Origin of the sequence: Pseudomonas sp. Y5-11, from assembly GCF_022368695.1 — a bacterium.
GTDB lineage: Bacteria > Pseudomonadota > Gammaproteobacteria > Pseudomonadales > Pseudomonadaceae > Aquipseudomonas > Aquipseudomonas parakoreensis.
The window spans coordinates 6,336,308-6,361,934 of record NZ_CP058974.1 but is presented as its reverse complement, the minus strand read 5'-3'; the positions used below and the strand labels follow the sequence as shown (position 1 = coordinate 6,361,934).

General features: G+C 55.3%; 23 protein-coding genes and 1 pseudogene. 21 read left to right on the top strand and 3 right to left on the bottom strand.

From position 1 onward, the window contains the following. Nucleotides 1-105: 105 nt before the first annotated feature. Nucleotides 106-360, bottom strand: a complete 255-nt coding sequence (locus HXW87_RS28670; protein ID WP_095669281.1) for a helix-turn-helix transcriptional regulator — start codon at nt 358-360, stop codon at nt 106-108. Nucleotides 361-461: 101 nt separating this feature from the next. On the opposite strand from HXW87_RS28670, the gene HXW87_RS28665 reads away from it, so the two are divergent. The 18 genes and pseudogenes from HXW87_RS28665 (at nt 462) to HXW87_RS28580 (ending at nt 18,171) form a co-directional block, all read left to right on the top strand. Further along, on the top strand, nt 462-1,055 hold the full coding sequence (locus tag HXW87_RS28665) for a hypothetical protein (protein WP_033896466.1): 594 nt from the start codon (nt 462-464) through the stop codon (nt 1,053-1,055). Continuing rightward, a pseudogene (locus HXW87_RS28660) lies at nt 1,052-2,446 on the top strand (DEAD/DEAH box helicase family protein). Before HXW87_RS28665 ends, HXW87_RS28660 begins: the two are co-directional and overlap by 4 nt. Before the next feature lie 626 nt (nt 2,447-3,072). Further along, nucleotides 3,073-4,071 (top strand): ATP-grasp domain-containing protein, encoded by a 999-nt coding sequence (locus HXW87_RS28655; protein ID WP_033896469.1) that lies wholly within the window; start codon nt 3,073-3,075, stop codon nt 4,069-4,071. Between the two features lie 78 nt (nt 4,072-4,149). Next, the gene (locus HXW87_RS28650; protein ID WP_042561217.1) at nt 4,150-5,289 is read left to right on the top strand and encodes a trypsin-like peptidase domain-containing protein; all 1,140 of its coding nucleotides are present in this window, start codon (nt 4,150-4,152) and stop codon (nt 5,287-5,289) included. A 73-nt stretch (nt 5,290-5,362) separates the two neighbouring features. Further along, on the top strand, nt 5,363-6,490 hold the full coding sequence (locus tag HXW87_RS28645; protein WP_042561216.1) for a phosphoribosyltransferase domain-containing protein: 1,128 nt from the start codon (nt 5,363-5,365) through the stop codon (nt 6,488-6,490). Beyond that, nucleotides 6,480-7,238, top strand: coding sequence for a hypothetical protein (locus HXW87_RS28640; protein WP_033896472.1), 759 nt, complete (start codon nt 6,480-6,482; stop codon nt 7,236-7,238). Before HXW87_RS28645 ends, HXW87_RS28640 begins: the two co-directional genes overlap by 11 nt. Then, nucleotides 7,231-8,325, top strand: coding sequence for a cysteine protease StiP family protein (locus HXW87_RS28635; protein WP_042561215.1), 1,095 nt, complete (start codon nt 7,231-7,233; stop codon nt 8,323-8,325). The genes HXW87_RS28640 and HXW87_RS28635 overlap by 8 nt, the downstream gene beginning before the upstream one ends. Further along, nucleotides 8,325-9,275, top strand: a complete 951-nt coding sequence (locus HXW87_RS28630; protein ID WP_042561214.1) for an HpcH/HpaI aldolase/citrate lyase family protein — start codon at nt 8,325-8,327, stop codon at nt 9,273-9,275. The genes HXW87_RS28635 and HXW87_RS28630 overlap by 1 nt, the downstream gene beginning before the upstream one ends. Continuing rightward, complete coding sequence (locus tag HXW87_RS28625) at nt 9,272-10,030, top strand: HAD family hydrolase (RefSeq protein ID WP_042561213.1); 759 nt, start codon at nt 9,272-9,274, stop codon at nt 10,028-10,030. The genes HXW87_RS28630 and HXW87_RS28625 overlap by 4 nt, the downstream gene beginning before the upstream one ends. A 2-nt stretch (nt 10,031-10,032) precedes the next feature. Next, nucleotides 10,033-10,620, top strand: coding sequence for a TerD family protein (locus tag HXW87_RS28620; RefSeq protein WP_033896476.1), 588 nt, complete (start codon nt 10,033-10,035; stop codon nt 10,618-10,620). After that, on the top strand, nt 10,620-11,801 hold the full coding sequence (locus HXW87_RS28615) for a TerD family protein (RefSeq protein ID WP_033896477.1): 1,182 nt from the start codon (nt 10,620-10,622) through the stop codon (nt 11,799-11,801). The genes HXW87_RS28620 and HXW87_RS28615 overlap by 1 nt, the downstream gene beginning before the upstream one ends. Nucleotides 11,802-11,846: 45 nt before the next feature. Then, on the top strand, nt 11,847-12,296 hold the full coding sequence (locus HXW87_RS28610) for a tellurite resistance TerB family protein (protein ID WP_033896478.1): 450 nt from the start codon (nt 11,847-11,849) through the stop codon (nt 12,294-12,296). Nucleotides 12,297-12,340: 44 nt separating this feature from the next. After that, complete coding sequence (locus HXW87_RS28605; protein ID WP_042562209.1) at nt 12,341-13,342, top strand: TerC/Alx family metal homeostasis membrane protein; 1,002 nt, start codon at nt 12,341-12,343, stop codon at nt 13,340-13,342. Nucleotides 13,343-13,369: 27 nt separating this feature from the next. After that, nucleotides 13,370-13,945, top strand: a complete 576-nt coding sequence (locus HXW87_RS28600; protein ID WP_042561212.1) for a TerD family protein — start codon at nt 13,370-13,372, stop codon at nt 13,943-13,945. Between the two features lie 84 nt (nt 13,946-14,029). Then, entirely contained in the window at nt 14,030-14,608 is a 579-nt protein-coding gene (locus HXW87_RS28595) for a TerD family protein (protein WP_033896483.1), read from the top strand. A 166-nt stretch (nt 14,609-14,774) separates the two neighbouring features. Next, a complete protein-coding gene (locus tag HXW87_RS28590) occupies nt 14,775-15,782 on the top strand; it encodes a hypothetical protein (protein ID WP_095668235.1) in 1,008 nt (335 codons plus the stop codon). A 101-nt stretch (nt 15,783-15,883) separates the two neighbouring features. Next, a complete protein-coding gene (locus HXW87_RS28585) occupies nt 15,884-16,840 on the top strand; it encodes a lysozyme inhibitor LprI family protein (protein WP_162184592.1) in 957 nt (318 codons plus the stop codon). Between the two features lie 137 nt (nt 16,841-16,977). Then, entirely contained in the window at nt 16,978-18,171 is a 1,194-nt protein-coding gene (locus HXW87_RS28580) for a DUF4236 domain-containing protein (RefSeq protein ID WP_080896062.1), read from the top strand. Nucleotides 18,172-18,228: 57 nt separating this feature from the next. On the opposite strand, the gene HXW87_RS28575 is transcribed toward HXW87_RS28580, so the two are convergent. Continuing rightward, nucleotides 18,229-19,485 (bottom strand): VWA domain-containing protein, encoded by a 1,257-nt coding sequence (locus HXW87_RS28575; RefSeq protein WP_042561210.1) that lies wholly within the window; start codon nt 19,483-19,485, stop codon nt 18,229-18,231. A 327-nt stretch (nt 19,486-19,812) separates the two neighbouring features. Then, on the bottom strand, nt 19,813-21,066 hold the full coding sequence (locus tag HXW87_RS28570) for a TerD family protein (RefSeq protein WP_042561209.1): 1,254 nt from the start codon (nt 21,064-21,066) through the stop codon (nt 19,813-19,815). 418 nt (nt 21,067-21,484) lie between these two features. On the opposite strand from HXW87_RS28570, the gene HXW87_RS28565 reads away from it, so the two are divergent. Genes HXW87_RS28565 through HXW87_RS28555 form a run of 3 tightly spaced genes read left to right on the top strand, consistent with a single transcriptional unit; the run spans nt 21,485 to nt 25,616 of the window. Further along, nucleotides 21,485-22,744 carry a hypothetical protein gene (locus tag HXW87_RS28565; RefSeq protein ID WP_042561208.1) on the top strand — a complete coding sequence of 420 codons (1,260 nt, stop codon included), beginning with the start codon at nt 21,485-21,487 and terminating at the stop codon, nt 22,742-22,744. 22 nt (nt 22,745-22,766) lie between these two features. Beyond that, nucleotides 22,767-23,624, top strand: a complete 858-nt coding sequence (locus HXW87_RS28560; RefSeq protein ID WP_033896491.1) for an SH3 domain-containing protein — start codon at nt 22,767-22,769, stop codon at nt 23,622-23,624. 9 nt (nt 23,625-23,633) lie between these two features. Then, the gene (locus HXW87_RS28555) at nt 23,634-25,616 is read left to right on the top strand and encodes a hypothetical protein (RefSeq protein ID WP_042561207.1); all 1,983 of its coding nucleotides are present in this window, start codon (nt 23,634-23,636) and stop codon (nt 25,614-25,616) included. Nucleotides 25,617-25,627 lie beyond the last annotated feature (11 nt).

Below are 25,627 nucleotides of genomic sequence, written 5' to 3'. Positions count from 1 at the left end.
TGGCCAGTTTTTGCTCCGGGCTCCAGCGGCGCCGCCGCTCTTGGCCCAAAAGCTCCCCACTCTTGTCGTTGCTATTAGTCATAAACATAACCGTTTGCCTATCCCTTATCGTAAGGGGGAAACGGTGTCCTGTCTTTCATGGGGCTCGTTCACTGTCGGCAGAAGTGACCCTGGTTCACACCCTAGGCTCAAAGCAATCTGATAAAGCTTCTCGACCGTTATGTTTACCTCTCCACGTTCGATGCGCCCCATATAGCTACGATCAACCTTGCAGACGAGAGCTAGGACGTCTTGGGACAAGCCCTTAGCCTTCCTTGCTTCCCGTATCTTCGTTCCCAAGGCCTTCGCCAATTTCCCCATAGCTGCCTCAACCTGCTTGAGGCAGCACTATCGGGCGTTTGCGGACGAATCAGCCACGGACTATAATCCGTATTTTTGTTCGCGGAACTCTGGGTGCCTGCATGAAACATGATTCATTCGAATTCGACAGGCAGTTGTACGACTTGCTTTGCCAAGAAATACATCAGCGGTTCACGACTCGCCAGCTTCGAGATGCCTATGCAGCGACTCTAGACTTCCCTGGCTATGAGCTGGGCGCAGTTCGGATTTACGTTTATGAGCAAATCCGTCGACTGATTCGTGCCGGCTGGGTTGTGAAGTCGCCGAAACTCAGTAAGCGTGGACAGCTCTTCCATCTGTTGGAAATGCCGGCCCATATAAACCTTGTGCTGGTTGCTTCCCGATTTCAAAGACCTGACAACTCATCCCCTTTTCACTCTGAAAGCGTTGAAGGTCCGTTGGTCGAGCTGCCAACACGATCAGCACAAAATGAATCGGACGACCAAGGCCGTCTTCAAGAAATGCTAAAAGAGACTCGCCTAGACCTCCTGTCCTCAATGGGGGAAACGGAGCGTTACAAACAGCTCTTTGAGGAGATCCCTGTTTTAAGAGCCCGGCTTCAAGGCGAATACCATGAGGTTCGAGACCGCAGCTCTCGGTTGCTGGGGCATCTTCGTGCGCTTGAAAACTCGCTCAAGGCAATTGCCGCGGCATGACAAAATCTCTTCGAGAGTGGCAAAGGGAATGTATAGAAACCGCGCTTGAGCACTATCGCGGTAACCCTCACTTCTTCTGCCAAGCAACACCAGGTTCGGGAAAAACGCGAATGGCAGCAGAGCTAGCCAAGGTGCTGCTCGAGCGCAATGAAATTGATTTGATCCTTTGTTTCGCTCCATCTCGACAAGTGGTAGATGGCTTCCGTCGGACGTTTGCCGAAGTGCTCGGGAGACGGCTTGATGGGTTAATCGGCGCTGTGGGTGCTGTGTGTACCTATCAAGGTATGGAGTATCGGGATGAGGCGTTTTGGAGGCTCTTCGATGAGCATCGTATATTCGCCGTATTTGATGAGATACATCACTGTGCAGGCCACGATGCGCTGTTAAGCAATGCTTGGGGCCAACAGATCATTCAGAGAGTTCAAGATCGCGCAGCATGCACGCTTGCACTTTCGGGTACTCCTTGGCGATCTGATCAAAAGGCAATCGCCTTGGCACGCTATTCCACGCCTGAGGCAAATCTTATCTGCGATTATCGATATGGATTGCCAGAGGCAATCGCGGACCAAGTTTGTCGATCGCCTCGGATAGTCATTCTTGACAATCAAATGGTTAGGTTTTCTGAGGCCGTTGCAAGCGAGAATACGGTCACGATTTTCCCAAACATAGCCAGGCTTTTGGCCGACTCTCCTGTGTCCTACGAAGATCTTTTATGTCATGAGGATATTCTCAAGTAGCTACTGCTCTTGGGGTGTAACAAGCTTAATTCGATTCGCGAGGTGAAGCCTGACGCCGGCGGCCTAGTGGTAGCAACGAACATTGAACATGCCCATCAGATCGCGGCTATGCTCCGGCACCAAGGTGAGATGTGCCAAGTCGTAACCAACAAGACTCCCAATGCTCAGCAGGTAATCAACGACTTTCGCTACAGCAGTTGTCCTTGGATAGTCGCTGTTGGGATGATCAGTGAAGGGACGGATATCCCTAGGTTACAGGTGTGCTGTCACCTGAGTCGGATCAGGACCGAATTATACTACCGACAAGTTCTAGGACGGATCCTGCGTCGTTCAACTACGACTGACAACGAAGCATGGCTTTACGTCCTGGCGGAACCAACGCTTCAGCAGTTTTCTGAGCGGGTAGCTGATGACTTGCCAGATTCCCATGCTGTGCTCAGCTTGGTACGGGGGGCGCCGAGTGACTCCGTCAGCTACGAGTTTGGAAGTGGCGATGCTGAGTCGAGGAGCGATCTGGAGATCGGGTTCGGCCTTATGCATCCAGATCAAGCTGGTCATAGCTCTTCAGCGTCTCTTAAAGACTTCGTGATTGGACCTGCATACGAGCTTAGTTTTTCGCAACACTACCGCACGCAGTTACTTCGAGTTTGTTAATCCCCGGCCACTCATCTGGTGCGCGCGAGCGGGTTTTGGCTTATGCGGAAATGGACCTTCACGGGTGTCCTCGTTTCATGGAATGTGGATACGCGGAATTTTGCCCAATCGCGTAGTTGTTGACCCTTTAGTCGCCGGACTCCAGGTGGTGGTATAGATTATCCCGGGGTCGATACTGGTTCAAAACTTGAGGACGGTACGGGGTGAGCTTCAGTTGCCCTGCAGCTTCATACGCTGAAATAGAATGTCTGTGGACGATTTACTTGATGTCGCTGCAGAATTGTTAGAAAAATGTTGCGATCGGTGCCCATTCTTAACTGGACTCGACTCGAAAATGACGATGCTGTTTGTTTTTCTCCGGCTGACCTCGCCTAGTTTTGCCTCACCACCACCGTCCCGAATTATTTTACGAGCGCAGGAACCGCATGCAAGCGGTCCAGTTTAAAAGCTGAAAACCGAAATTGTGGATGGGAGCTTGTCTCGTGATGACGCTCTCCTGGAACAACGCGCTGCATTGCCTTGACGCTACGGCCGGACTCGTTATGTTCCGGTTGAACTTATCGGATGCTGTCAGTCCCCGTCATCGGGTTTGACTGTCAGTGCACATCTACAAGTGAGGTTAAAACATGATTTGGTTTCTCGAAGGGCAGTCTAGCCAGCGCGACATTATTCAAGGTGCGCGTGATGCGCTGCCACCTGAGGTGAAGATTTTCGCCTCGCATCGCGACGATCGCCCTGAAATCACGGCCGGTGCAGATATTAGTTTCACCGAGCCTCGTGGTGCTGAAGAGCGGATCTCGTGGGTGATTTCGACTGCACGCACCTATGGCATCAAAGTAATCCTGGCAGGTCGATTGGGGGGTGTATTTGAGCAGGCCCGGGCTCGATTCGAGGAAGCTGGCCTGGTGCTGGTAACCGGTGGGACATCGATGCGAACCTTCGACCTCGTTGATGACAAGAGCAGGTTTACTGCTGAGGCAGAGCGTGCTGGCTTGGCTTGCGTGCCGGCGATCACTGCTACGAATGCTGAGGATATGTTTGCTGCTTACGAAACTCTTTCGGCGTCGGGTGAGGTCTGCGTAAAACCTGCAGTCGGCATCTATGGCCAAGGCTTTTGGCGTTTCAAAGAGGGTGCTGATCCCTTTCGCTGCTTTGCTGATCCCGATGCACGGGTTGCGAATTTCGCTACATACATGCGTGCTTACAGCGAAAGAGCAACGCCGCCAGCGATGCTTGTGATGCCTTACATGCCCGGGAGCGAGTGTTCGGTCGATATGGTCTGCGAGGCTGGCCGAGCGATCGCGTTCGTGGCCCGGAGGAAGACCGGCGTCCATCAGATTTTTGAAAACGATGGTGCAGCGGTTGAGCTTGCACTCAAAGCGGCCGAGCATTTCCAGTGTGACGGCATTGTGAACGTTCAGACAAAGGATGATGCGCAGGGTATACCCCACTTGTTGGAAATCAACCCGCGCTACTCTGGTGGCGTTGGTTATACCCGGGAGGCTGGCGTCAATTTGGCGGGCATATTTGCTACTCGCCGCCTGAATCTCCCTGAGCCAGCTACCGTTTGGCGGCCAGACGTACGTGTGAAAGGGGTCACCGTTGCAGCTGTAGTGCCAAAATGACATCCTGAGGCATCGAGAAACCTGAAGTTTGGTACCATTGCAGCGCGGTGGTTTTAGCACTCAAGGAGTAATCAAGGAATGATGGTGCTCGCGCCAGGCGTAAACACCGCGGTATCAGGTGCACGGAGTGAATGGACTCTGGAATGCGGAAACTCCTCGGCTTTCGGGGAGTACGCGGCGATTGCCATACTGCCGGTAAATGACAAACGCCAACCCACTGGTGAGGCTGCACTATTCCAGACTACACAGTCATGGATGGAGTGGAGCGGCGACCAAGCGAAGGTTGGTTGTAAGTTGAACCTGTCAGCCCTCCCGCCCGGCAGCGATCGGGTGCTTCTTATCGCGTACACATTTTCCGCAGCCGGCCCGGTAAGCGAGCTTCGTTCGTTGCATTTGCTTGTGGACGAACAGATCGAATACCGATTGGACCTTCACGATAACGGTGAAGCGGCGATCATCATCGGCGAGTTCTACATCCGTAATCAGCAATGGAAGTTTCGTGCCCTAGCTGAGGGTTCGGCTTATGGGTTGGCAGCCCTTGGGCGTCGGATTGGCATCGATATCAATGACGCTCATCCCAAAGGGCGCAGTCGTACAGGTGATCCTGATCGATCGCGCACGGGAGCAACCGGTACCGGCTTCGCTGTTTCGCAGAACCATGTGCTCACCTGTGCCCACGTAATCGAGGGTATGAGTGAGATATCTATTTCCTCCTTTGAGGGTCGTTATCGTGCGGAGCCAGTCGTAATCGATCAGCGTAACGACATCGCTCTCCTCAGAGTCATGGAATCCCCCACATTGAAACCAGTGTCCTTCAAAAAGGGCTTTGGCTGTGACCTAGGCGAATCTGTTGTTGCTTTGGGTTTCCCGTTGTCAGGTTTTGCCGGCGGCGGTGTGCACGTTACCCAGGGTGGTGTGTCGGCGTTGTTTGGCCTCCACAACGATTCAAGCCTTTTGCAATTTACCGCGGCCATTCAACCAGGCTCTAGCGGATCTCCCTTGTTTGATTCATCAGGTGCCGTAGTCGGTTTGGTCACGTCGACAATGCCTGATGCTCAAAATATGAATTTTGCGGTTAAGGCGTCGTTGCTCCTCTCCTTTCTGGATGCGTGCCGCGTCGATGCACCTCAAACATCCAACAGCAAGACGTTCACCACTGCTGAATTAGCTCGCTCGGCCCAAGCATCTATGTGGCGCGTCGAAGCCAAGAATTTTTAGCCCCTATTTTGACTTGAAAGCTGCGGACGAGACGTTAGGTTATCGACCTCACGCTAACCTAGGAATTTGTTTCATGGAAAGTAACGCAGTAACAAAAGCGCTAAGCGCACAACTGATGCGCGGGCGTCTCGATGTCACCGTCGATGCCTCACAGATCGACCCGGGCTCATTGTTCGGTTTCGCCGAGCGCCGTAATCCCAAGCGTGCGTTTCTATTCGTGTCCAAAGTACTGGGCCGCCATATCCCTGTGCGTCCTTCGATCATGAACGCGAGCTTTCACAGTCTCGCGGCGCAAATACCTGAAGATCTGCCAGGGCCTGTGCTCGTTATCGGCATGGCGGAAACAGCAGTTGGCTTGGGTGCCGGCGTACATCGTGCCTTCAGCGCGACCCGCCCTGACACCGTCTACATGGTCAGCACACGTCACCCGACGGGCAATGAATTGTTCGCCCGTTTTGAAGAAGAGCATAGCCACGCCAGCGCTCATCTCATTCATCTGCCTGTCGATCCCGATGTTCGGGAAATGATGTTGAATGCCCGTTCGCTGGTGCTGGTCGACGACGAAGCCTCCACCGGCAAAACTTTCATCAATCTTCACCGTGCGCTGGTCGATGCCGGCCTGACCCAGGTCGAGCGCGTGGTGACGTGCGTACTGACGGATTGGTCCGGCGATGCTGTTCGCAAAACCATTGGGGACTCGGCACATCAGGTATCGCTGTTGCAGGGTTCGTACACCTTCCACGAGGACGCTGAGGCGCCGCTACCGGAAATGCCGGCCGTTGGTACCATCGAGCCTGGTGAGTGGCCGTTGATGGCGGAGAGTGACTGGGGGCGTCATGGTATTCGCGTCGTAGAAGACACCCTGGCTCTGGACCTGAACGTCAAAGCAGGTGAGCGCGTACTTGTGGTCGGTACCAGTGAATTCGTCTGGCGTCCATTTCTGCTCGCTGAACGCTTAGAGCGTGCTGGCGCAGATGTGCATTTCAGTTCAACCAGTCGCTCGCCAATCGCTCTGGGCCATGCCATCGGTCACGTGTTGTCGTTCGCGGACAACTACGGTCTCGGTATCCCCAACTTCCTCTACAACGTGAGCCCCGGACAGTTTGATCGCGTCCTGATTTGCTCGGAAACACCTGTGCAGGCTGTGTCCGCCTCGCTGATTGAATCCCTGAACGCGGAGGTGATTGTCGATGGTCAATAAGCGCCCCCTCGCCCTGGTCGATCTCGACGACACCCTGTTCCAGACTGCTCGCAAAATGCCAGAAGGTTTGCCGCGGGTCACTGCGACTCTCGATATCGAGGGTCAACCCAATGGCTACATGAGCACTGTCCAACATTCCCTTGCCCATTGGCTCCTATCCACAACCGACGTGATCCCAGTTACAGCGCGCAGCGTTGAAGCATTCAGTCGTGTGCAACTGCCTTTCATGCACGGTGCCGTCTGCTCCCATGGCGGCGTGATCCTTGGTCCTGATGGAAAGCTTGACGAGGAATGGCAAGCACGCATGAGCGATGTTCTTGCTGACTATCAGGCTCGCTTGCCAGGCCTCAGTGAAGCAACCCTCGCCATTGGTAAGGAGCTTGGCATTTCCTTGCGCGGATGGGTTGTCGAGGAAGAAGGCCTGCGCCACTACGTGGTGACCAAGCACAACGAATCCAACGATGAAGTCCTGCAAACGGTACTCGCGGAAGTACAGGCTCGCGGTTTACTGGAAGGGATGCACATCCACGGAAATTCCAACAACCTCGCGTTCTTGCCGCTGGGCCTGTCGAAGGAAGTGGCCGTTCAAGAATTGTTGCGCCGTGATCGTGAGGCCAATGGTGAGCGTCCTGTGCTGGGCTTTGGGGACAGCATCACTGACCTCGGTTTCATGCAGGAGTGTCATATGTGGGCGACCCCTGCGCGTAGCCAATTGGCCAAGCTGGTTGGGGTGAAAATCCATGACTAAGGCCGTTGCGGGTCTGGTTACCGTAGGGAGCGGCAGCTATGCAGCAGATGATGTTCAGTTTCTGCTGCAGGCCGTTCAGATGGAAACCACTGATGTCTTGGAGAAGGAGCGTCTGATTCAGTCGAAGCAGAAGCACTACTCCGAAATGATCAGCCTGGAGAGTGCGCCGACTGACGTGCATAAAGCCCTATACGAGCGCGCACTTGAACAAAACGGTACCCGCATGGCCATGGACGTTCAGTCCCTGGCGCTGGCGCTGAGCGAGGCATGCACGGGTCCGTCAATTGTTCTCGTGTCTTTCGTTCGTGCTGGCCTGCCGCTCGGCGTGTTGTTGCGTCGGGCCCTGCTCGACATGGGTCGAGATGCGCACCACTACGGAATCAGCATCGTTCGGGATCGGGGGATAGATAAGGTCGCCCTCGAAGCCATCATTCAGGCACATGGTGCCGAGAACATCGTCTTCGTCGATGGCTGGACAGGGAAGGGCGCTATCTCTGGTGAGATTCAGCGCAGCCTCAATGGCGACTCACGCTTTCCTGAGGAACCTCGGCTTGTTGTGCTGGCAGATCCCTGCGGCCGGGCGTGGTTGTCCGCGTCGGCTGAAGACTGGGTTATCCCCTCCGGCATCCTTGGTGCGACGGTGTCTGGTCTGGTTTCGCGCTCCATCTGGCCCGCGAATGGAGGCCTGCATGGTTGTGTGGTTTACGACCATCTGCGTGAGCACGATTTAACCCGCGAGTTCATCGAGCAGATCGACGAGAAGCGAAAGGCGCTGGGGGCGGTTCCTCAAGCCTCGCCATGGACCGACACCCAGCGTTTTGAATTGCAGGGTGCAGCTGCGCACGTAGTCAAGTCGCTGGCCTCCCAGTTCGGCATTACCAATCTCAACCGAGTAAAGCCAGGTATTGCCGAAGCAACCCGCGCGGTACTGCGTCGCGTACCGGATCACGTCTTGGTTCGCAGCCGTAGCGACAGCGATGTTCAGTTGCTCATGCACCTGACTGAGGGCGCTGGGGTGGCTGTGGAAGAGGTCGGTGCTGCATTGGGCCCTTACCGGGCGGTTACCATCATTCGGAGTGTGAGCTGATGAAAGTCCTTTCTCCTTATGCCCTGGGGGCAACGCTCTACATGCCGGCCACACGTGCGGATCTGCTGGAAGTGGTTTTCCGCACAAAACTGCCTGAACTGCGTTCTCTGGTTGTTTGCTTGGAGGATGCGGTCGCGGAAATTGACGTCGACACGGCGTTGAAAAATCTGCATGGCCTGTTGACCGCGATCAACGAGCGCGGTGGGCGTCCGTCTGATGGTCCGCTGCTGTTTGTTCGCCCCCGAGACTCGGTGATGGCTGCCGTGCTGAATGAATGGCCATTGATGGCCCACGTCGATGGGTTCGTTGTGCCGAAATTGACCCTGCGCAACCTTGGAGATTGGGAACAGGCCGTTACAAACCCGGCGCTGTACCTCATGCCGACGCTGGAAACTACAGACGTGTTCAACCCAGGTGGAATGGTCGAGTTGGGCCAGGCGCTGAAGGCGAACCTGAATCAGCGAATTATCGCCCTACGTATCGGCGGGAACGACCTGATGGGAAGTCTTGGACTTCGTCGCAATCCCGCAACAACGCTCTACAGCACCCCAATGGGCTACGTGATCCCAATGTTGGCAGGCGTCATGGGGTCTCAAGGTTTCGCACTGACGGCACCGGTGTTCGAACAACTCGCGACACCGCATTTGCTGATGGAGGAGCTGGAACTCGACATCGCCCATGGCTTGGTAGGGAAGACGGCGATTCATCCATCTCAGATCAACACGATCCAGGACGCGTTGCGCGTAAGCCTCGAAGACCTCAACTGCGCCAGGATGATTGTCAGTGAAGTTGCTCCGGCAGTGTTCAAGCACAACGATGCCATGTGCGAGCCTGCGACCCATTACAAATGGGCGGTCAACATCCTTGAAAGAGCAGAGTGGCACGGAGTTCGGCAACCGGATGTAGGACCTATTGAGGCGCCTATCCGTTTGGCCGAGGCCGCGCGATGACAATGGGATTTGACGATGCTGGCGGGCAAAGGCGTCAGGTGCTGTCGGTTTTTGACTTCGACGGCACGCTGACCCGGCACGATAGCTTCGTCCCATTCCTGAAGTTTGCCTTCGGACCCCGGGAATTCAATCGACGCATTTTGCGGCTTGCGCTGCCAAGCGTTCGATTCCTGGCTCGGCGTTTGAATCGTGATGAGTTGAAAGCACAGCTGATCAGCACGTTTCTTACAGGCGTAGAAATGAAATGGGTGCAGGAGCAGGCCGTGAAATTCTGCGGGTTGTTTTGGGAACAGCTCATGCGCCCTTCAGGTTTAAAATCTGTCGCCGCCGAAGTAGAGGCAGGTGCAGTAGTTACTCTCTGCTCCGCGTCCCCAGCGTTGGTGCTCCAGCCGTTTGCGGATCGACTTGGCATCAAGTTGATCGGCACCGAGCTTGAGGCGGTAGACGGTCTGTTGACCGGACGCATGACTGGCAACAACTGCAGATGCGAGAACAAAGTACTCAGACTTGAGGCTGTGTATGGGCCGCTCGGCCAGTACCGGCTTAAAGCATGGGGTGACACCCGCGGTGATTTCGAGTTGTTGGCCGCGGCGCAAGAAGCACACTGGCGACACTTTCACCCCGCATGGCGCCGTCTTCGCCTGCGGGCAGATAGAAGCGGGAATTTGGGTGTGAGCAATGTCGCGCACGCTAACCTGCAAGTGGCGGTCAACCCTGATCGACACGCGAACACTGATGACCAACAAGGAGCGTAACCATGGCACTTACCCTGCAAAAACAGCAATCCATCTCCCTAGCTAAAACGGCCGGCAGTTCGCTGACCAGCATCAGCCTTGGTTTGGGTTGGGACCCAGTCAAGGCGGGCGGTTTCCTCGGCAAGATGTTTGGTGGTGGTTCCGAGATCGACCTCGACGCTTCCTGCATTTTGCTGAACAGCGATTACCAAAAAATCGACCTGGTGTGGTTCCGCCAACTGAAGTCCCAGGACGGTTCGATCAAGCACTCCGGTGACAATCGTACCGGCGATGGCGAAGGCGATGACGAGACCATTAATGTCGACCTGCAGCGCCTGCCAGCCTCCGTTAAGTACTTGATTTTTACCGTTAATTCATTCACGGGCCAGTCTTTTGAGAAGGTCGAAAAGGCCTACTGCCGTATCGTGAATGGCAGCAACAACACCGAGCTGGCACGCTTCAACCTTTCTGAAAAAGGTGGGCACACCGGCATCGTCATGGCGAGCCTGGCTCGCGAAAATGGCGACTGGGAATTCAAGGCGATCGGCACCACCACGAATGGTCGTACTGCTGACGACCTGATCACTCTGGCCGTTCAGGCGTTACGCTAATGGCTAATCTCGTACCTGGTGGTAATGCGCCGGTTGCCAGCGGCCAGCTTCGCGTTGATATCAATTACTCGCCTATCCCGGGGGCCGACATTGACGTATCGGCCTTCGCACTGGGCGCCTCGGCCAAAGTCCGAGGCGATGGCGACATGTGTTTCTATGGCCAGCCTCAAATTCTGGGTGGCGCTGTTCAGCTGACCGAATCCTCGGCTGGGCGCGCAGTATTTTCACTCGATACGAGTCGTCTTGAGTCTGCAGTTGAGAAAGTGGCGCTCACTGCCACGATCTACGAGAACAAGGCGAGCTTTGAGCGCGTGTCACAACTTTCGGTTGTGGTGACGGGTGGAATTGAAGCTCAAATCCCAACCGGTGGCATGAAGGAAACAGCACTCATCCTCGGCGAATTTTATCGCCGAAATGGTGACTGGAAATTCCGCTGTGTGGCCCAGGGCTTCAATGGCGGCCTTGAGCCGTTGGCCAAGCACTTTGGTGTAGAGGTCGCCGCACCAGCGCCGGCCCCTGCACCTGCACCTGCTCCAGTGGTACAAACGCCGCCGCCTGCTCCGGCCGCTGCACCTAAATCTACGATTAGTCTGAGCAAGGTCACCCTCGATAAAACACGATCGTCTATCAGTCTTGAAAAGACGGCAGCCGGTTTCGGCGAAATCAAGGTGAACTTGAACTGGAACAAAGGCAGCTCGGGCGGCTTCTTCAAGCGAAGCCAATCCGTCGACCTGGACGTTGGTTGCCTGTACGAGCTGCAAGACGGCGAGAAGGGCGTTGTTCAAGCCCTCGGGGAGTCCTTCGGCAGTCTCAATCGGGAACCATACATACAGCTGATGGGCGATGACCGTACTGGCTCTGTTTCCGGTGGCGAGTGGTTGCATATCAATGGCAAACAATGGAGTGAAATTCGCCGCATTTTAGTGTTCGCCTTCATCTATGAGGGCTCGCCTTCTTGGAAAGAAACCGATGGAGTGGTGACTATTTACATTCCTGGTCAGCCTGACATTGAGGTGCGTCTCAATGAAGAGGGTGGCCGTGAACCAATGTGTGCCATAGCGATGCTTGAAAACGTGAACGGTGCCGTTAAGGTCTCTCGGCGGGTGGACTTCCACCGAGGCCACAAACTCATGGACCAGGCTTATGGCTGGGGCATGAGGTGGACTGCAGGGTCCAAATAGAAATCATGGCGGGGTCATACGACCCCGCCCTTGGGGGAACACAACATGTTTGCATGGCTTAAGCAAAACGCAGCAGCAGCGCGTGAAGCACTAACTACCGAAGTTTCGAAGTTCAAGAATCAGAAATTTCTAGATGCGATGACCGCCAATTGCGCTCTCATCTCAGCTGCATCCGGCGGTATCTCTTCTGAGGAAAAACAGAAGATGACCGGCTTCATCCAAAACTCGCCTGAGTTGAAAGTTTTCGACATGGGCGATGTGATCAAGGCGTTCAACGCACACTGTGAAAAGTTCGAGTTCGACTTTCAACTCGGCCAAGCCGAAGCACTGAAGGTCATCGGCAAGATCAAGAACGATGCCGGCGCGTCCCGACTCCTGGTGCGCGTGGGCTGTGCCATCGGTGCGTCGGACGGCGACTTTGACGCCCAAGAAAAAGCGGCCTGCCGTTTGGTCTGCCTTGAGCTGGGCCTTAACCCAGCTGATTTTGAACTCTAAGGAGCGTTACTTTGGACACTCAAATCGGTTTCCCTCCGCTGACCATGGCGGTATTCGTCGGGATCGCGCTCGGCGCGCTTCTCCTCGACATGGTTACTCACCGCGGTGACAAGCCAATTTCCCTGGCTAAGGCTTCGATTTGGTCGATCTTCTGGATCGCTATCTCGTTAGCGTTCGCCGGCTTCTTATACGTACAGCACGGCCCTGAAGTCGCCAGCCTGTTTGTAACTGGCTACGCCCTGGAAAAAGTTCTGAGCGTCGACAACCTGTTCGTGTTCATGGCGATTTTCGCATGGTTCAAAGTGCCAGATGGCATGCGTCACCGAGTCCTGTATTGGGGCATTATCGGCGCCATTGTGTTCCGCGGCATCTTCGTTGCCATTGGTACCGGCCTGTTGGCTTTCGGTCCGTGGGTCGAAATCGTCTTCGCAGTGATCGTGGCTTGGACCGCAGTTATGATGCTGCGCGCCGGCGGTGATGATGAAGAGGAAGAGGACTACTCCAAGCATATGGCTTACCGCTTCGCCCAGAAGTTGTTCCCTGTGTGGCCGAAACTCCATGGCCATAATTTCTTCGTCAGCCGTAAGCAGCTGGAGGTGGAACTCCAGAAGCCTGAGAACAAAGGCATGACTCTGGCAGCAAAAGGAACGATTTTTGCGACCCCGCTGTTCCTTTGCCTTGTAGTGGCCGAAGTGTCTGACGTGTTGTTCGCGTTCGACTCTGTGCCGGCGGTGATCGCGGTTAGCCGTGAGCCCCTGATCGTCTACTCTGCCATGCTGTTTGCGATCCTGGGTCTGCGTACCATGTACTTCGTGCTCGAAGCGCTGAAACGCTACCTGGTCCACCTGGAAAAATCTGTAGTCGCGCTGCTGTTCTTCATCGCCATTAAACTCGGCCTGAACGCAACCGACCACATGTTCCACCATGGCTACACAATCGATGCAAACACCAGCCTGCTGATCGTTATGGTTGTACTGGCGATTGGTGTGGTTGCAAGCCTTGTCTTCCCAGGCAAGGAAGAAGCTCAACCTGAAACCGCTGAGTAACAGCCCATACCACAAGGAGTAATACCCATGGCGTTGACCCTACAGAAAGGTGGCAATCTTTCGTTGACCAAAACCGACCCGAGCCTGACCAAAATCTTGGTAGGCCTGGGCTGGGACCCGCGTGCTACTGATGGTGCTGAGTTCGACCTGGACGCCAGTGCGCTATTGCTGGCAGCAAATGGCAAAGTACGCGGCGAAGCCGACTTCATTTTCTACAACCAGCTGAAAAGCGTTGACGGTTCGGTTGAGCACACTGGCGATAACCGCACCGGTGCGGGCGATGGCGACGACGAAGTAATCAAGGTTGACCTGAGCCGCATCCCGGCCGACGTGGACAAAGTCGTCTTCATCGTTACCATTCACGATGCTGAAGTACGTAAGCAAAGCTTCGGTCAGGTCGGCGGTTCCTTCATTCGTATCGTTAACGATACGACCAGCGCGGAAGTCGTTCGTTACGACCTGGCAGAAGACGCTTCGACCGAAACTGCGATGGTGTTTGCTGAGCTGTACCGCAACGGTGGCGAGTGGAAATTCCGCGCTGTTGGCCAGGGCTATGCCGGTGGCTTGAAAGCTCTTGCCAATAACTACGGCATGAACTTCTAGCGCGTAGGTCGTTGATTTAATTAAATATTTTTCCTGATTGGCCTTGTATTAAAGGCCTTTCAACCTCACTAAAAGGAATCAAAAATGGCCGTATCTTTGCAGAAAGGTGGGAACGTAAGTTTGTCTAAAGAGGCTCCAGGCCTGACCGAAGTCACTGTAGGTCTGGGTTGGGACGCACGAGTTACCGACGGCTCGAAATTCGACCTCGACGCGTCGATCTTCATCCTGGGTGAAAGCGGCCAAGTCCTCGACGACGCCAGCTTCATTTTCTACAACAACAAAAAATCGGCTGACGGTTCGGTTGAACACCTGGGCGACAACCAGTCCGGCGAAGGCGCCGGTGATGACGAGCAAGCCAACGTCAAGTTGACCGGTCTGGCTGCCGCTGTGAAGAAACTGGTATTCGCCGTGACCATTCACGACGCTGAAGCACGCAAGCAGAGCTTCGGCCAAGTTGCCAACGCTTACATCCGTGTGGTGAACAAGGCTGACGGCAAAGAACTGGCGCGCTACGACCTGAGCGAAGACGCTTCGACCGAAACCGCCATGATCTTCGGCGAGCTGTACCGCAATGGCGACGAGTTCAAGTTCAAGGCGATCGGCCAAGGTTTTGCGGGCGGCCTGGCCCCTCTGGCTAAATCGATGGGCGTGAACATCGGCTAAGCCGGAAGGCTTGAGAAAGCCCCCGCGAACCGGGGGCTTTTTCTTGCCTACAGAATGACCTCGGAATGGGTCATGTGGGCGGCGGTTTGATCTCTTCAACATTAGGAACGACTGCTGGCGATCTCCACGGCAGTCCACCGGTTCTCGGGTTTAAAAGGATATTTGGATGGGCATGTTTCGTGGGGTTGTAGCTGTAGGTGTTTTGGTGTCCATGTCAGGCTGCGGAGCCTACAACGACTTCAAGGCCAACAACGCAGTTCAAGAATACAGGCAGGCATGCCTTGGAAATTATACGAACGAGTGCGAAAGCAAACTGGTCGACACGAACATTGTCATGCTCGAGCTCGCGCGCAGTAATATTGACCGGGAAAAGGACTCGATCGTGCAGGTCGTTGGCAAGGATGGATTTGAACGCTTCTCAAAAACCGCCAATGAGCTGATTGACCACCTGGTCGACCAACAAGAAAACAAACGTCCCGGTTTTTTTGCGCGATGGTTCCTGGGGGAAGCCCAACCGTTCGGAAATACCCGCAACCAACTCTTCGACATTTCAGACATGCAAGAACTGCGTGCCGCAGTGCTTCAAAAGGTCAGTGCCGGCATTAAGGCCACCAACGCTTCTGCTAAGCCTGCCGAGCCAATGTCTGAGACCGAGGCAATCTTGTTAGGTAAGGTTCCTCACACACCGACTCAGACTCCGGCCGCTCCAGTTACCTTTGCAGCTGAGCCAGCGAGCCAGTCCGTTGTGCCTGCAGTTCAGGCAAAGGCATTAGTGCCATCCGATCTTGCTGCATCTGCAGATCGGATGATTGCGAGTGAGATTGCTCAGGATGGCGGGGATGAATACAAGGACGGCCGTCAGATCATCTTTGCAGACTTGAATAGCGACGGCATCAAGGATGCTGTGGTGCTCTACACGATCGAAGGCCAGGGTGGTGGAAATGGCTACTTCCAAACACTTGCCGCGTTCATTGGCGGTTCGGCAGGCTGGGAGTTCCGTGGGAAAGCTGTAGTCGGCAATGGTGTCCAGGACATCCAGGTTGTTGACCCCCAAACCGTCAGGCTGACTGTTCTCTCCGTCGGTCCGGATGATGCAGATTGCTGCCCGAGTGTTCAGAGCACCGAAAACTACAAGTGGGACGGCACGACATTTCTTCAGGTCCCAACGTCGTAAATAAGAGCCAGACATCAGGCACCTAGGCGTTCGCATACGAGCGCGGTTAGGCAGGGCTCTGGCGAAACGCTGGAGCAAACAAAATGAAGGGAAAATCGAATATGTCGCGACTCAACATCGGCTCTGGCCTTTTCGTAATGTTGCTCACCCTAGTCTCAGCCCACTCAAATGCCACCAGCTTTGATTGCAACAAAGCTGCAAGCTTTGCTGAGAAATCGATTTGCGCAGATTCTGCACTCAGTCATCTGGATGAGCAGATGAACTCCGAATATGTCCGCGCTCTAGACGCAGCGCCGAACAAGGGACAGGTCCGTCAAGACCAACGAGACTGGTTGCGCCTGCGTGACAACTGCAAGACCGCCAGTTGCTTATCCGCATCGATGAATGAGCGGCTCAGTGCTCTATCACGCACCAAGGTTGATCTGCCATCTAAAGCGCCAACCTCCGTTGCCGCTACCCGGGTTGATCAATCTGAAACAAATGTGATTTCAAAGGCTGCTTCTTCTCCAATGGTCTCTGCCGTGGTGAAGTCGGCAGCGACGCGAAGTGCAGCGGATGATCATCAAGCGATCCTGAACTTGAAGATTGGCTTGTTCGTGATGGCAATGTTGCTGCTGGTCTGCATTTACCTGCACCGCCGGGGGACCATTACGATCTATCAGGACTACACCGACGCGCTTTGGACAACCTTGACTCCAATCTTGGGAATTGGTGCGTATTTCGTCGCGAGCGCCTGGCTCGAGGTCCCACGCAACTACTCCATCATTGCTGCCTGTGTCCTTGGTGGTCTTATGTCATTGCAGGTGCTTATTCAAACGTACAGAAGCAACAGCATCTGGTTTTTTCTTCTATCCCTCTTCGCAAAGGTCATTCTGCTGACCTTCTACCTCCTGATGATGGCCCTCCTGCTGTGCGGTGGTGCCCGCACCAAAAGTGAGGCCCGGCGGCGGCGCGGCTGGGCAGTTCTTGCCACGACGATATTCGTATTCCTCTCAGGCTGGATGTGCCGCAATCGGCAATTCAGTTCGATCGACGATTACATTGCCGGACGGGCATAAGTGATATATCGGTGGTTGCGCTATTGCCACAGGCGCGACCTCCGATGTAAATGGACGTCGAGCCTATCGTAGGGGCTCCGACCGATGCCGGCATTTCAAACAACAAAGAATCCAGGAATAAGGATCAAGGAGTAGTCATGGGATTTCGTTTCAGCAAGCGAATCACGATTGTGCCTGGCGTACGCCTTAACATCAGCGGGAAGGGGATCAGCACTTCAGTTGGCCCCCGGGGCTTGAGTATGACGATGGGCCGCAATGGCACCTTTCTCAATGCTGGGTTACCCGGTACTGGTCTTTCATACCGTGAGAGGATCGACCGGCCCAGTAGATCGAGTAGTTCCCAACCAGGTCCTGCCGGAAGCGAATACTCGGGCCAGGTAAAGGTCAAGGTAAACGACGATGGCACGTTGTTGATTACGGACATGGATGACATCGAGTTGCCGGCGGCTGTCGTCAAACGCGTCAAATCCGAGATGGCCGACTCCATTCAGGACTTGCTGACCAAAGCAGCTGATAAGGTCAATCAGGAGCTTGAATCCTGCCTAGGCGTGCACCTCCTGACGCCTCGGCCGGGGGCCATGCCGGTAATCCCAGCTCCATTCGCCATTGAAGAGCCCCGCAGGCCTGCTCAGCAAACACCGGGTTTGATGGATCGAATGCTCCTTCGCAGCGCGAAGATTGAGCGTGAGGCTGAGTCGGCGGAAGAGCAGTATCAACAAGACCTCGCGAACTGGCAGTCCACGCGGGACGCCCATGAACTTGAACGCACCGAAATCGAGAAAGCATTCCGGCTGGCGGCAAAGGGCTTCAGTGCTCAGATGGAACGTGCCCTGGACTATGTGTTGAGCGGCATTGCCTGGCCAAAAGAAACCCAAGTGGCCTATGAGTTCTCACAAGACGTTACCGGCGTCGCGCTCGATGTTGATTTACCTGATGAGGGCGATATCCCGCAGCGCAGCGCTGAAGCCCGGGGTAACGGCAAACTAACCTTCAAAAATCGTTCGGATGCCCAGGTACGCAGAGACTTTGTCGCGCTGTGCTATGGCTCTCTGTTTCGAGTTGTAGGAGAGGTATTTGCTCTACTGCCAGCGATCCAGAAGATCCTGGTGTCGGGCTACATTCAGCGTAACAACACCGCAACCGGTGCGGTGGATGATCACTACGTGCTCTCGGTCTTAGTAGGCCGAGATCAGTGGGATGCGATTGATTTTAATCGTCTGGATGCGATCGATCCTGCAGCGACCCTGAACGCGTGTGGCGCAGTGGTAAAGCTGGACCGCTCTGCGCGTTTTGTTGAGGTGACGCCGATGGATATGTTGGTCTTGAACTGAAGACAACCGCGGCGGCTTGAGCCGCCGCGGTGTGAGGCAGGGCAGTGCAGGAGAGGATTAGCGAATGATTCCTTCGCGCTTTGCCTCCAAGATCCACATCGGGAATTCCTGCATCAGCCGGTCGTACAACTGCTCTTCCGTCATGTCGTGAAGGTCATCCAGGGCAAAGAATCCGCAGTTGTCCACGACTCTCCCGGGCATGGTGTCCAGTTTTTCCAGAATGCCGTAATTCCGGCCTGCTAAACCAACGTATTGCCAGAAGATTCCCAGCTTCGCTGCATCCACCATCAGTTGCGTGATCTTGCGGTTTTCAGAAACGCCACCGTCGCTGATGAAAACGACAAACATAGGGGTTTTGTCTTTGGACGCCTGGAAGGATTCGATCACTTTTTGGATCGCTCTCGGTTCATCATTGTAACGCCGACCGACGTCCCACTTGGTCCAGCCATTGTTGTCGGATTCGACAAAGTTCTGGTAGTTGGTAAGCGTCACAGGTGAGAGTCGCAGTGGCCGTTCGGCGAATGTCCAGCACTCAAGTTCGGCATCTGTATCCATGGCTACGGCGATGGGCACAAGACGATTGAGAACTTCCTGTACGCGGCCGGTTTTGTATTGATTTCGCATCGAGTCGGTGACGTCGAGCACGAGCAAAACACGAGCTTTCATCCCAACCAAGCAGGCTTTCTCGAGGCTTACCTGTGCCTTCTTGGCCAGACTGACCAGTTCCGGCGCGACAGCAGCTACACGTTTCTCCAGAGAGATTGTGGAGGGAGATGGGGCAGGTGCTGGTGCCGGTGCAGCTTCTTCAGTAACTTCGCCGCCAAAGTGCCTCACGAGAGCGTCCAGGCCCTCAGCAAAACCCTGAAGGTTAGAGGCCAACCGCCACTCCCCATTCTTTCGGTAAAGCTCAACGATCATTACCGCTTTCTCGGTTGTGAACGTGAGCCCTGAGAACGCGCAGGTCGCTCCTATCTCACCAGCGGGGCTGATTACTTTGAAGTTGCCATTCCGGATGTCACTCATCGCCCCGGCACCGTCGATGGAGGCAGTGAAGATCAAGCGATCGATAGTGGCGGGCAGGATGGCTAGATTAATTTCAAACTGGCCACCCGCAGCAAGCTTCACACTGCTGCAAGGCGTAACAGGCTGATTGAAGAAGACCATATAGCGATCATCAGAAAGCTTGCCTTGGTCGTCGACACCGAAACAGACGAAGTCGACTACGCTGGGGCTTTCGATGTTGACCGAGAGAGTGAAGGATAGACCGGGAAGAATATTTGCCAGCGACATGCGCTGGCCTTGGGTGATCTGCATGCATGGTTCCTTTGTGACGATTAGAGCGCCTGATGATGAGATGGCCTTGGTGAAACAGCCGTATCTGCACCGGCGGCTGGTTCATCCGTCGGGTTAAACCTAACGGCGCTCGAAGTTCCTGCAAGTCTTATACGGCCAGTGAGGTCGCCGCGGGAAGTTCCTATGGGAAGAGCTGTTTTGTTCGAGGGCGCGGGGCGATTCAACATGGGTTTATGAGGCCGATGATGCTGGCATACAACCAAAATAGAAATCCCGCGGCGGCCGTGTGCCGTCGCGGGAGTACTGGTCAGGCATGAAGCTGCTTAAAGCGCCTACTAGCACGAAAGCTTAGACGTACTGCTTTTTGCCGCTCCTTTCGATTGGGCGCCCTTTGAATACGTGTGGGCCGTCCATCGTTAGCTCAATTTTGTCTCCCTTCCGAGTCAGCCAGGGGGTGGCTTCACTGCCGGCTTTGGAGGTAACTCCGGATGGACTTAGATGGATACCATCTTGGTCAATTTCGATTTGACCGATTACATAGGTGAACACCATTGAGCTGAAAAACCCGGACTTGAATTCGAATGCGCACTCTACGACCTGGTCGCCGTATTCCATCCGCATCTTTGGTTTTAGCGATGCCACCGAAACCGCACCGTTGTCTACTGCTGAATAAACGCTGCAGACCAGCACTACCTTGCCCCCCATGAGCTGCGAGATTGCTGGATTAATTTCGACGGTTTCAATACCTGGAGCGGAGGCGCTGGCGCAGACTACGTCACCGGTATGGAAAACGAAGGGATCGACGTCAAAAGCCCCACGCTTGTCAGGTGCCTGGATGATGGACATTCGCCCATCAGGACGAAGGATGCCAATCCGCAGATCGAGGTCGTCATTGTCAGATCCGTCGCCGTTATCAACCCACGTTGCGCTGACCCGAATAACCTTTGGAGCGGACGGCCCTTTTTCGAGGGACACCTTGTGGCTGCTGCCAGGTTTGTCCAGTTTAACCACGGTCTTGGCGATGTTGACGGGCTTTGGAGGCGGTGCAGGTGTCGCCGCCGGCGCGGAGGATGCAACGTCTTCAACTTCGATGCCATAAAACCCGCAGAGTCCGGCAAGACCTGAGGCGAAACCTTGCCATACAGAGCGCGCCTTGAGCTGGCCGTTCCGGACGTACAACTCAAGCACGATGATGCCCGTCTCTTGTGAAAAGGGCTCAGGTGCCAGTTCCAGGGTTTGGTCCCCGGCAATGACGATAGCGCGAAGGTCTTTGACTGCTTCGAAGCCGCCGGCGTTGCCGTCTTGCGTCAAAGTGATTGCGATCTTCGTGATATTGGACGGGAGTCGAGACGAGTCGAAGCTGATGCTGTGACTGACCGTGTCGCCATGAGCGATCGGGGGCGCGAATGTCGCCGCGCCTGAAGAGTGCACGGGTGCATTGAAGAAAACCATGCCGCTGTCATCCACCACCTTGCCAGTGTCGGTGACCAAAAACGCAGTAAGGTTTACGTCCAGGTTGTTACCTGCCGCATGGGTAACTTCCACCCGCCCTTGGGAGGAAGAGATCGTTGTGTTCTCGCCGGGTTTGAGTGACTGATTCAATTCATGCCGCCTATTCCATGGGTTTTCGCAATGCATTGTTCATGCGCTGCGCTTTCGTTGTTTGAGCGCGAACGCCGGCCAAGGGGAAAGATCCCCTCATTGGGACTGATCGCATTGATGCAGTTTAACGGCTTGGCCGCCGGCGACCGCCGAGACATCCATTCTCCATTTACACACCGTCTGAAACCCAGAATTGGAACGTGCGGGAGGGAATGTTGTGCCCGGCATTGAAAGTCCTCTCAGTCCCGTTAAGTTCTGATCGTAGGTAACGAAAACATCTGCCCGGCGTTCTGCATCGGAATTCGACGGGGCATTTTGAGTGGTGCCGTCTTCTGCTAGATGGCAATATGCTACATCTATTCGCGCTCCCCCTTATCATCCAGGGCCTGGCGTTTAATTTCTGACAAGGACCCGTTGGATGCTAATCGCACTTGTTGTTTTGAACGCCCTTTATTTGATCTGCAGTCTGCTGTTCAACGCCGAGCTGCTCAACTTCGCTGGCGCTGATATCCCCCTCCGAAAACTCGAAGTCCTTGAGACGTATAGCCAGATCCTGGCGGCTACGAGCATGTGCTTGCTGGTATGGCGAATCTGCTATCGACGTTACCAAGGCAAGGGGAGGGTGCTGTGGGTTTGGCTCGCAGCATCGACACTTGTTGTCACTCCGTTGACTTGGTGGTTTCAGGGGGCCGCTCCGGATTGGATCGCCGAGCAATTCCCCGGCTCGCTACGGGTTAGCAGCCTCTACGCATACGTCACCAAAAAGGGGTTGCTTTACGACTCCCTGACTATTCCGCAGATACCCTACAAGGCCTACAAGGACCAGGGAGAGGGCAAGGCTTTCATAGCAAACCTCGGCGTTCTGATGAGTGTTCAAGGCTCCTACGTCGAGCGCATCGACAAGAACTTCCAAGGCTTTTCAGCTGCAGTTTTTCGTGGCTACACCGTCCGTAATGGAGACGCGTTATACGAGCGGCTGCAAGAAACTGTCGTGCCCTCCATCAGTGACATCAGCAGGGCGTATGCACAGCTCGAAGGTTTTCGTGCAGGGGGAATTCCGGGGAGTGAGTGGCGACCGATCAAGTGGCCGAATGCTGGGGCAGATCTGGGGTACCAGCCGACCATTGACGAGTATGCCCGGTCAATCAATCCCGGTGTGCGGACACGAGATGCGCTGGCCAACACCACCGAGGTTCGCCACATGGCGAAAACCAAGCTCGGTCCTCTCTATGTGAAGGGCATGAACCTTCTGGCTACGCGAGAGCAGTACCAGGCTTATCTGCCTGGCATTGCCGACAACATGGCCTATGACGTCGCTCACACCGACATCCACGGCGCTGAGGGTTTGAACGTCCTCAAGAATATGTGGTTTATCCCCTTCTCCCTTCTTAGCGGGTTGTTCTTCGGCGGCATCAGTCTTGTGGTCTTGATCATCTCGGGTATTGAGGCGCTTCGAAGCCTCCCCGGGCGAATTCGCTTCGTTCGACCGGTCGCCGTGATTTCGATCGTTATGCTGCCTCTCGTTGTTGGCAACGCAATTGTCGATAGCCCCGGTTATAGAGATGCGTTCAGGAGCTTGGGCAAACAGCCAGTTGTGCTTGCCACCGTTTTCCATTGGGCCATGTCCTCAGAAGCAATGCTTTACAACATCACAAGGCCTCTGCTGAAAGCAGAGTGACCTACACAAAGGGAGAGTCACCGTGCGTAAAAAGTTTCTCGTTTCAGTACTGGCATTGGCCATCGCAGCATCAACCTCTGGCTGCGCTGAGTTGGGCATCAACAAGCAACAGGCTGGTACCGCAGTGGGTGTCGTCGCTGGCGCTGTCATCGGGCAGTTCATCGGGAAAGGCAACGGACGGATCGTGGCAACCCTGGTCGGCGGTGCACTGGGCGGTTACATCGGTAACAAAATCGGTGCAAAACTCGATGAGCAGGATCAGCAGGCCCTGGCGCAACGCACGCAAGATGCTTTGAACGCCTCGCCGAGCGGGTCCAGTTTGCCTGTGTCCTGGACATCGGCGCATTCCGGCGCTTCGGCGGAGATCGTTCAGGGCCAAGAGTTCACCCAAACCAAAACGGTTGAAGTGAAACGTGCACCTAAGATCGTTGCCGTCCCTTCGATGAAACTCATTAACGAGCAGTACGTCACCAAAAGCAGTTCGAACGTCCGCGCCGCGCCTGAAAAAGGCGCAGACAAAGTGGGTGGTTTGAAACCCGGCACCGAGTTCACTGCCGTTGGTTCGACAGGCGACTGGATTCTTGTCGGCCGCAAGGGTGTCACTGTCGGCTACGTCCACAAAGATTTGGTTGAACCAAAATCAGTAGCCGTTGCGAAGAGTGTGAAGCCCGCGGCCAACCTGGACGAGATGAACGTCGCTGCCGACAAGGAAACAAAGGCCTTCGATCTGGATTCGATCCCGACGTTGCCAACTCAGCAGGTCGCTGCTGAAACGTCTTGCCGGCCGGTGACCGTGAGCCTCAAAGCGGCCGACGGAAACACTGAGCAGGAGAAGAACACCTTCTGCAAACAAGCCAACGGCACCTGGGAACTCATCTAAGGGATCTTCATGAAAAACCGCGCACTCGCTCTCGTTGTAGTGGGTGCTTGCGGCATCGCGCCGCAAGCCTGGGCTCACCAGCTCGCCTACTCGAAGACAGAACAGATCCAGGTGAACGTCGATGGTGAGGCGACCACCTGGTGCAAACCAGAAGTGGCCATCACCATGCAGCGTCCAACGTGGGATGACCAGAAGCCGCTGAACACGCTTCTATCGAAGCTCCCGTATATTCTCGGACAGGAATGCCCGACGGCCAAGGTCACCTGGAAAGCAGTCGACGCAAAGGGGGCGGTTTACGCCACCGGTGCGGGCAATGCGACCAATCTGGGCCTGGCCACGCTGACTTCACCGCCTGCCGCTCCGGCCGCTGCCGCGCCCGCTGTTTCGGTAGCCCCCGTGGCTTCTCCTCCTACGCCACCAGCAGCTGGGGCGGCTGCGTCTGTACTACCAGCCGCCGCTGCGCCTACTGAGCCTGCCGTCGCAGCGCCTGTGGCTGCTGCACCGGCCCCAGCGCCTGTAACGGCACCTGTGATACCACAACCAGCACCAGAGGCTTCACCCGCGCCAGTGCAACCGGTGCCGGTGGCTCAAGTACCTGTGACGGTTGCGCCCGTTGCCCCTGTTGCTCCTGTAGCTGCCGTGGCCACAGTACCTGTGGAGGCAGCTCCAGCCGCCGCCCCTAAGCCTGCCGCTCCAGCTGAAGCGCCGGCCGCTGTTGCCGCCGTTCCTACCGGTGACTTCGGCCGCTCATTGGTGCTGGCCAACCAGAACCTGATGGGGATTACCGACGGAAGCGGATGCAAATGGGTTATCAGTAAGTCGGTAACTGATGAGTCCGATCCAAGTCTGTCCTTTGCGTCGACACCCGCCATGCCTTGCTCTGCATCAGGCTATGCCGAGGGGTCCTTTGACAAATTGCGTTGGGCGGTACCGAACACCTATCGCGGTGATACCTGGTCAAAAACAACCGTGCACCCGAGCGGTCTGATGTTCAACCAGGCACTGGTCCCAGCGGTGAAAGGCAAGGCGCTTTCTTTCCTGAATAGCCGGGCAGACCAAGCACTCTTTCAGGTGGGTGAACTGCCTGCGCGTAACATGAAGGTGTATTTGGCCTTTGAGCGCCCCAACTACCGTGTCCTGTCGCCGTTCTCCAGTGATCCGTATTACGTAGTGATCACTGCAGATGAGGCATTTGCTCTTGATGCGGTTGAGTTGAAGCGCGCTGTGGTTGAGGTCTACCAATTGGTGAAGGCAACGTCGCCAACGACCGTCGGCCTGTCGAACCTCTTCTTCGCCAAGAACTTCGAAGCGCTTTACCCCGAGGGATACGCGTCGGAAACCAAAGACAACATTCTCAAAACGCGTATGGGCGAGAACCGTGGTGAGTTTTACTTCGATGCTCGCCAAGGCAATAACTTCGCCCTGCGTCGCGAGGAGATCCGCATGAGAGAAGTACGTCGCCTGCAGCAGCAAATGGCTGAGCTGCACACACGCGTCTTGGAGCGTTACGAACAACTCAAATCCGGGATGAAGGAATTCGAAGGTCGGGAGGCTGAAGCGCTGGCGCAGATGGCCGGTATCAAAGTCACCTTCCCATCGCCGATCGCAATGCAGGACCCGAGCTCTTCAAAGTCCGCTGTGCCGATGATGATTCACGTCACCGGAAAGAGCGGCGACTTCTACGAGGTCGACTTCCCACGTAAGGGGCGTGTACAGGCTGATGCTGAACTGGAGAGCCAGTGGTACGTGCTGCCGGCGGCAAACATGACACCCTTCCTGCCGCTCGAAGACGGTCGCGCCGTTCCTACGTATCGCGTGTATACCGCTGGCGCGGCTGAGGCCTGCAAGCAAGACCACTGTGCTGACAGAGTGTCATTTGGTGCCGTACTGGCCAAGGAATTTCCTAGCGCCGGGATCGACTTCAACTGGACGCCTGCAGTCTCTCAGCAGCACGTGATTGATTGGCAGCAAGCATCTGCTCAAATTCAGTAAGGCAACCGACT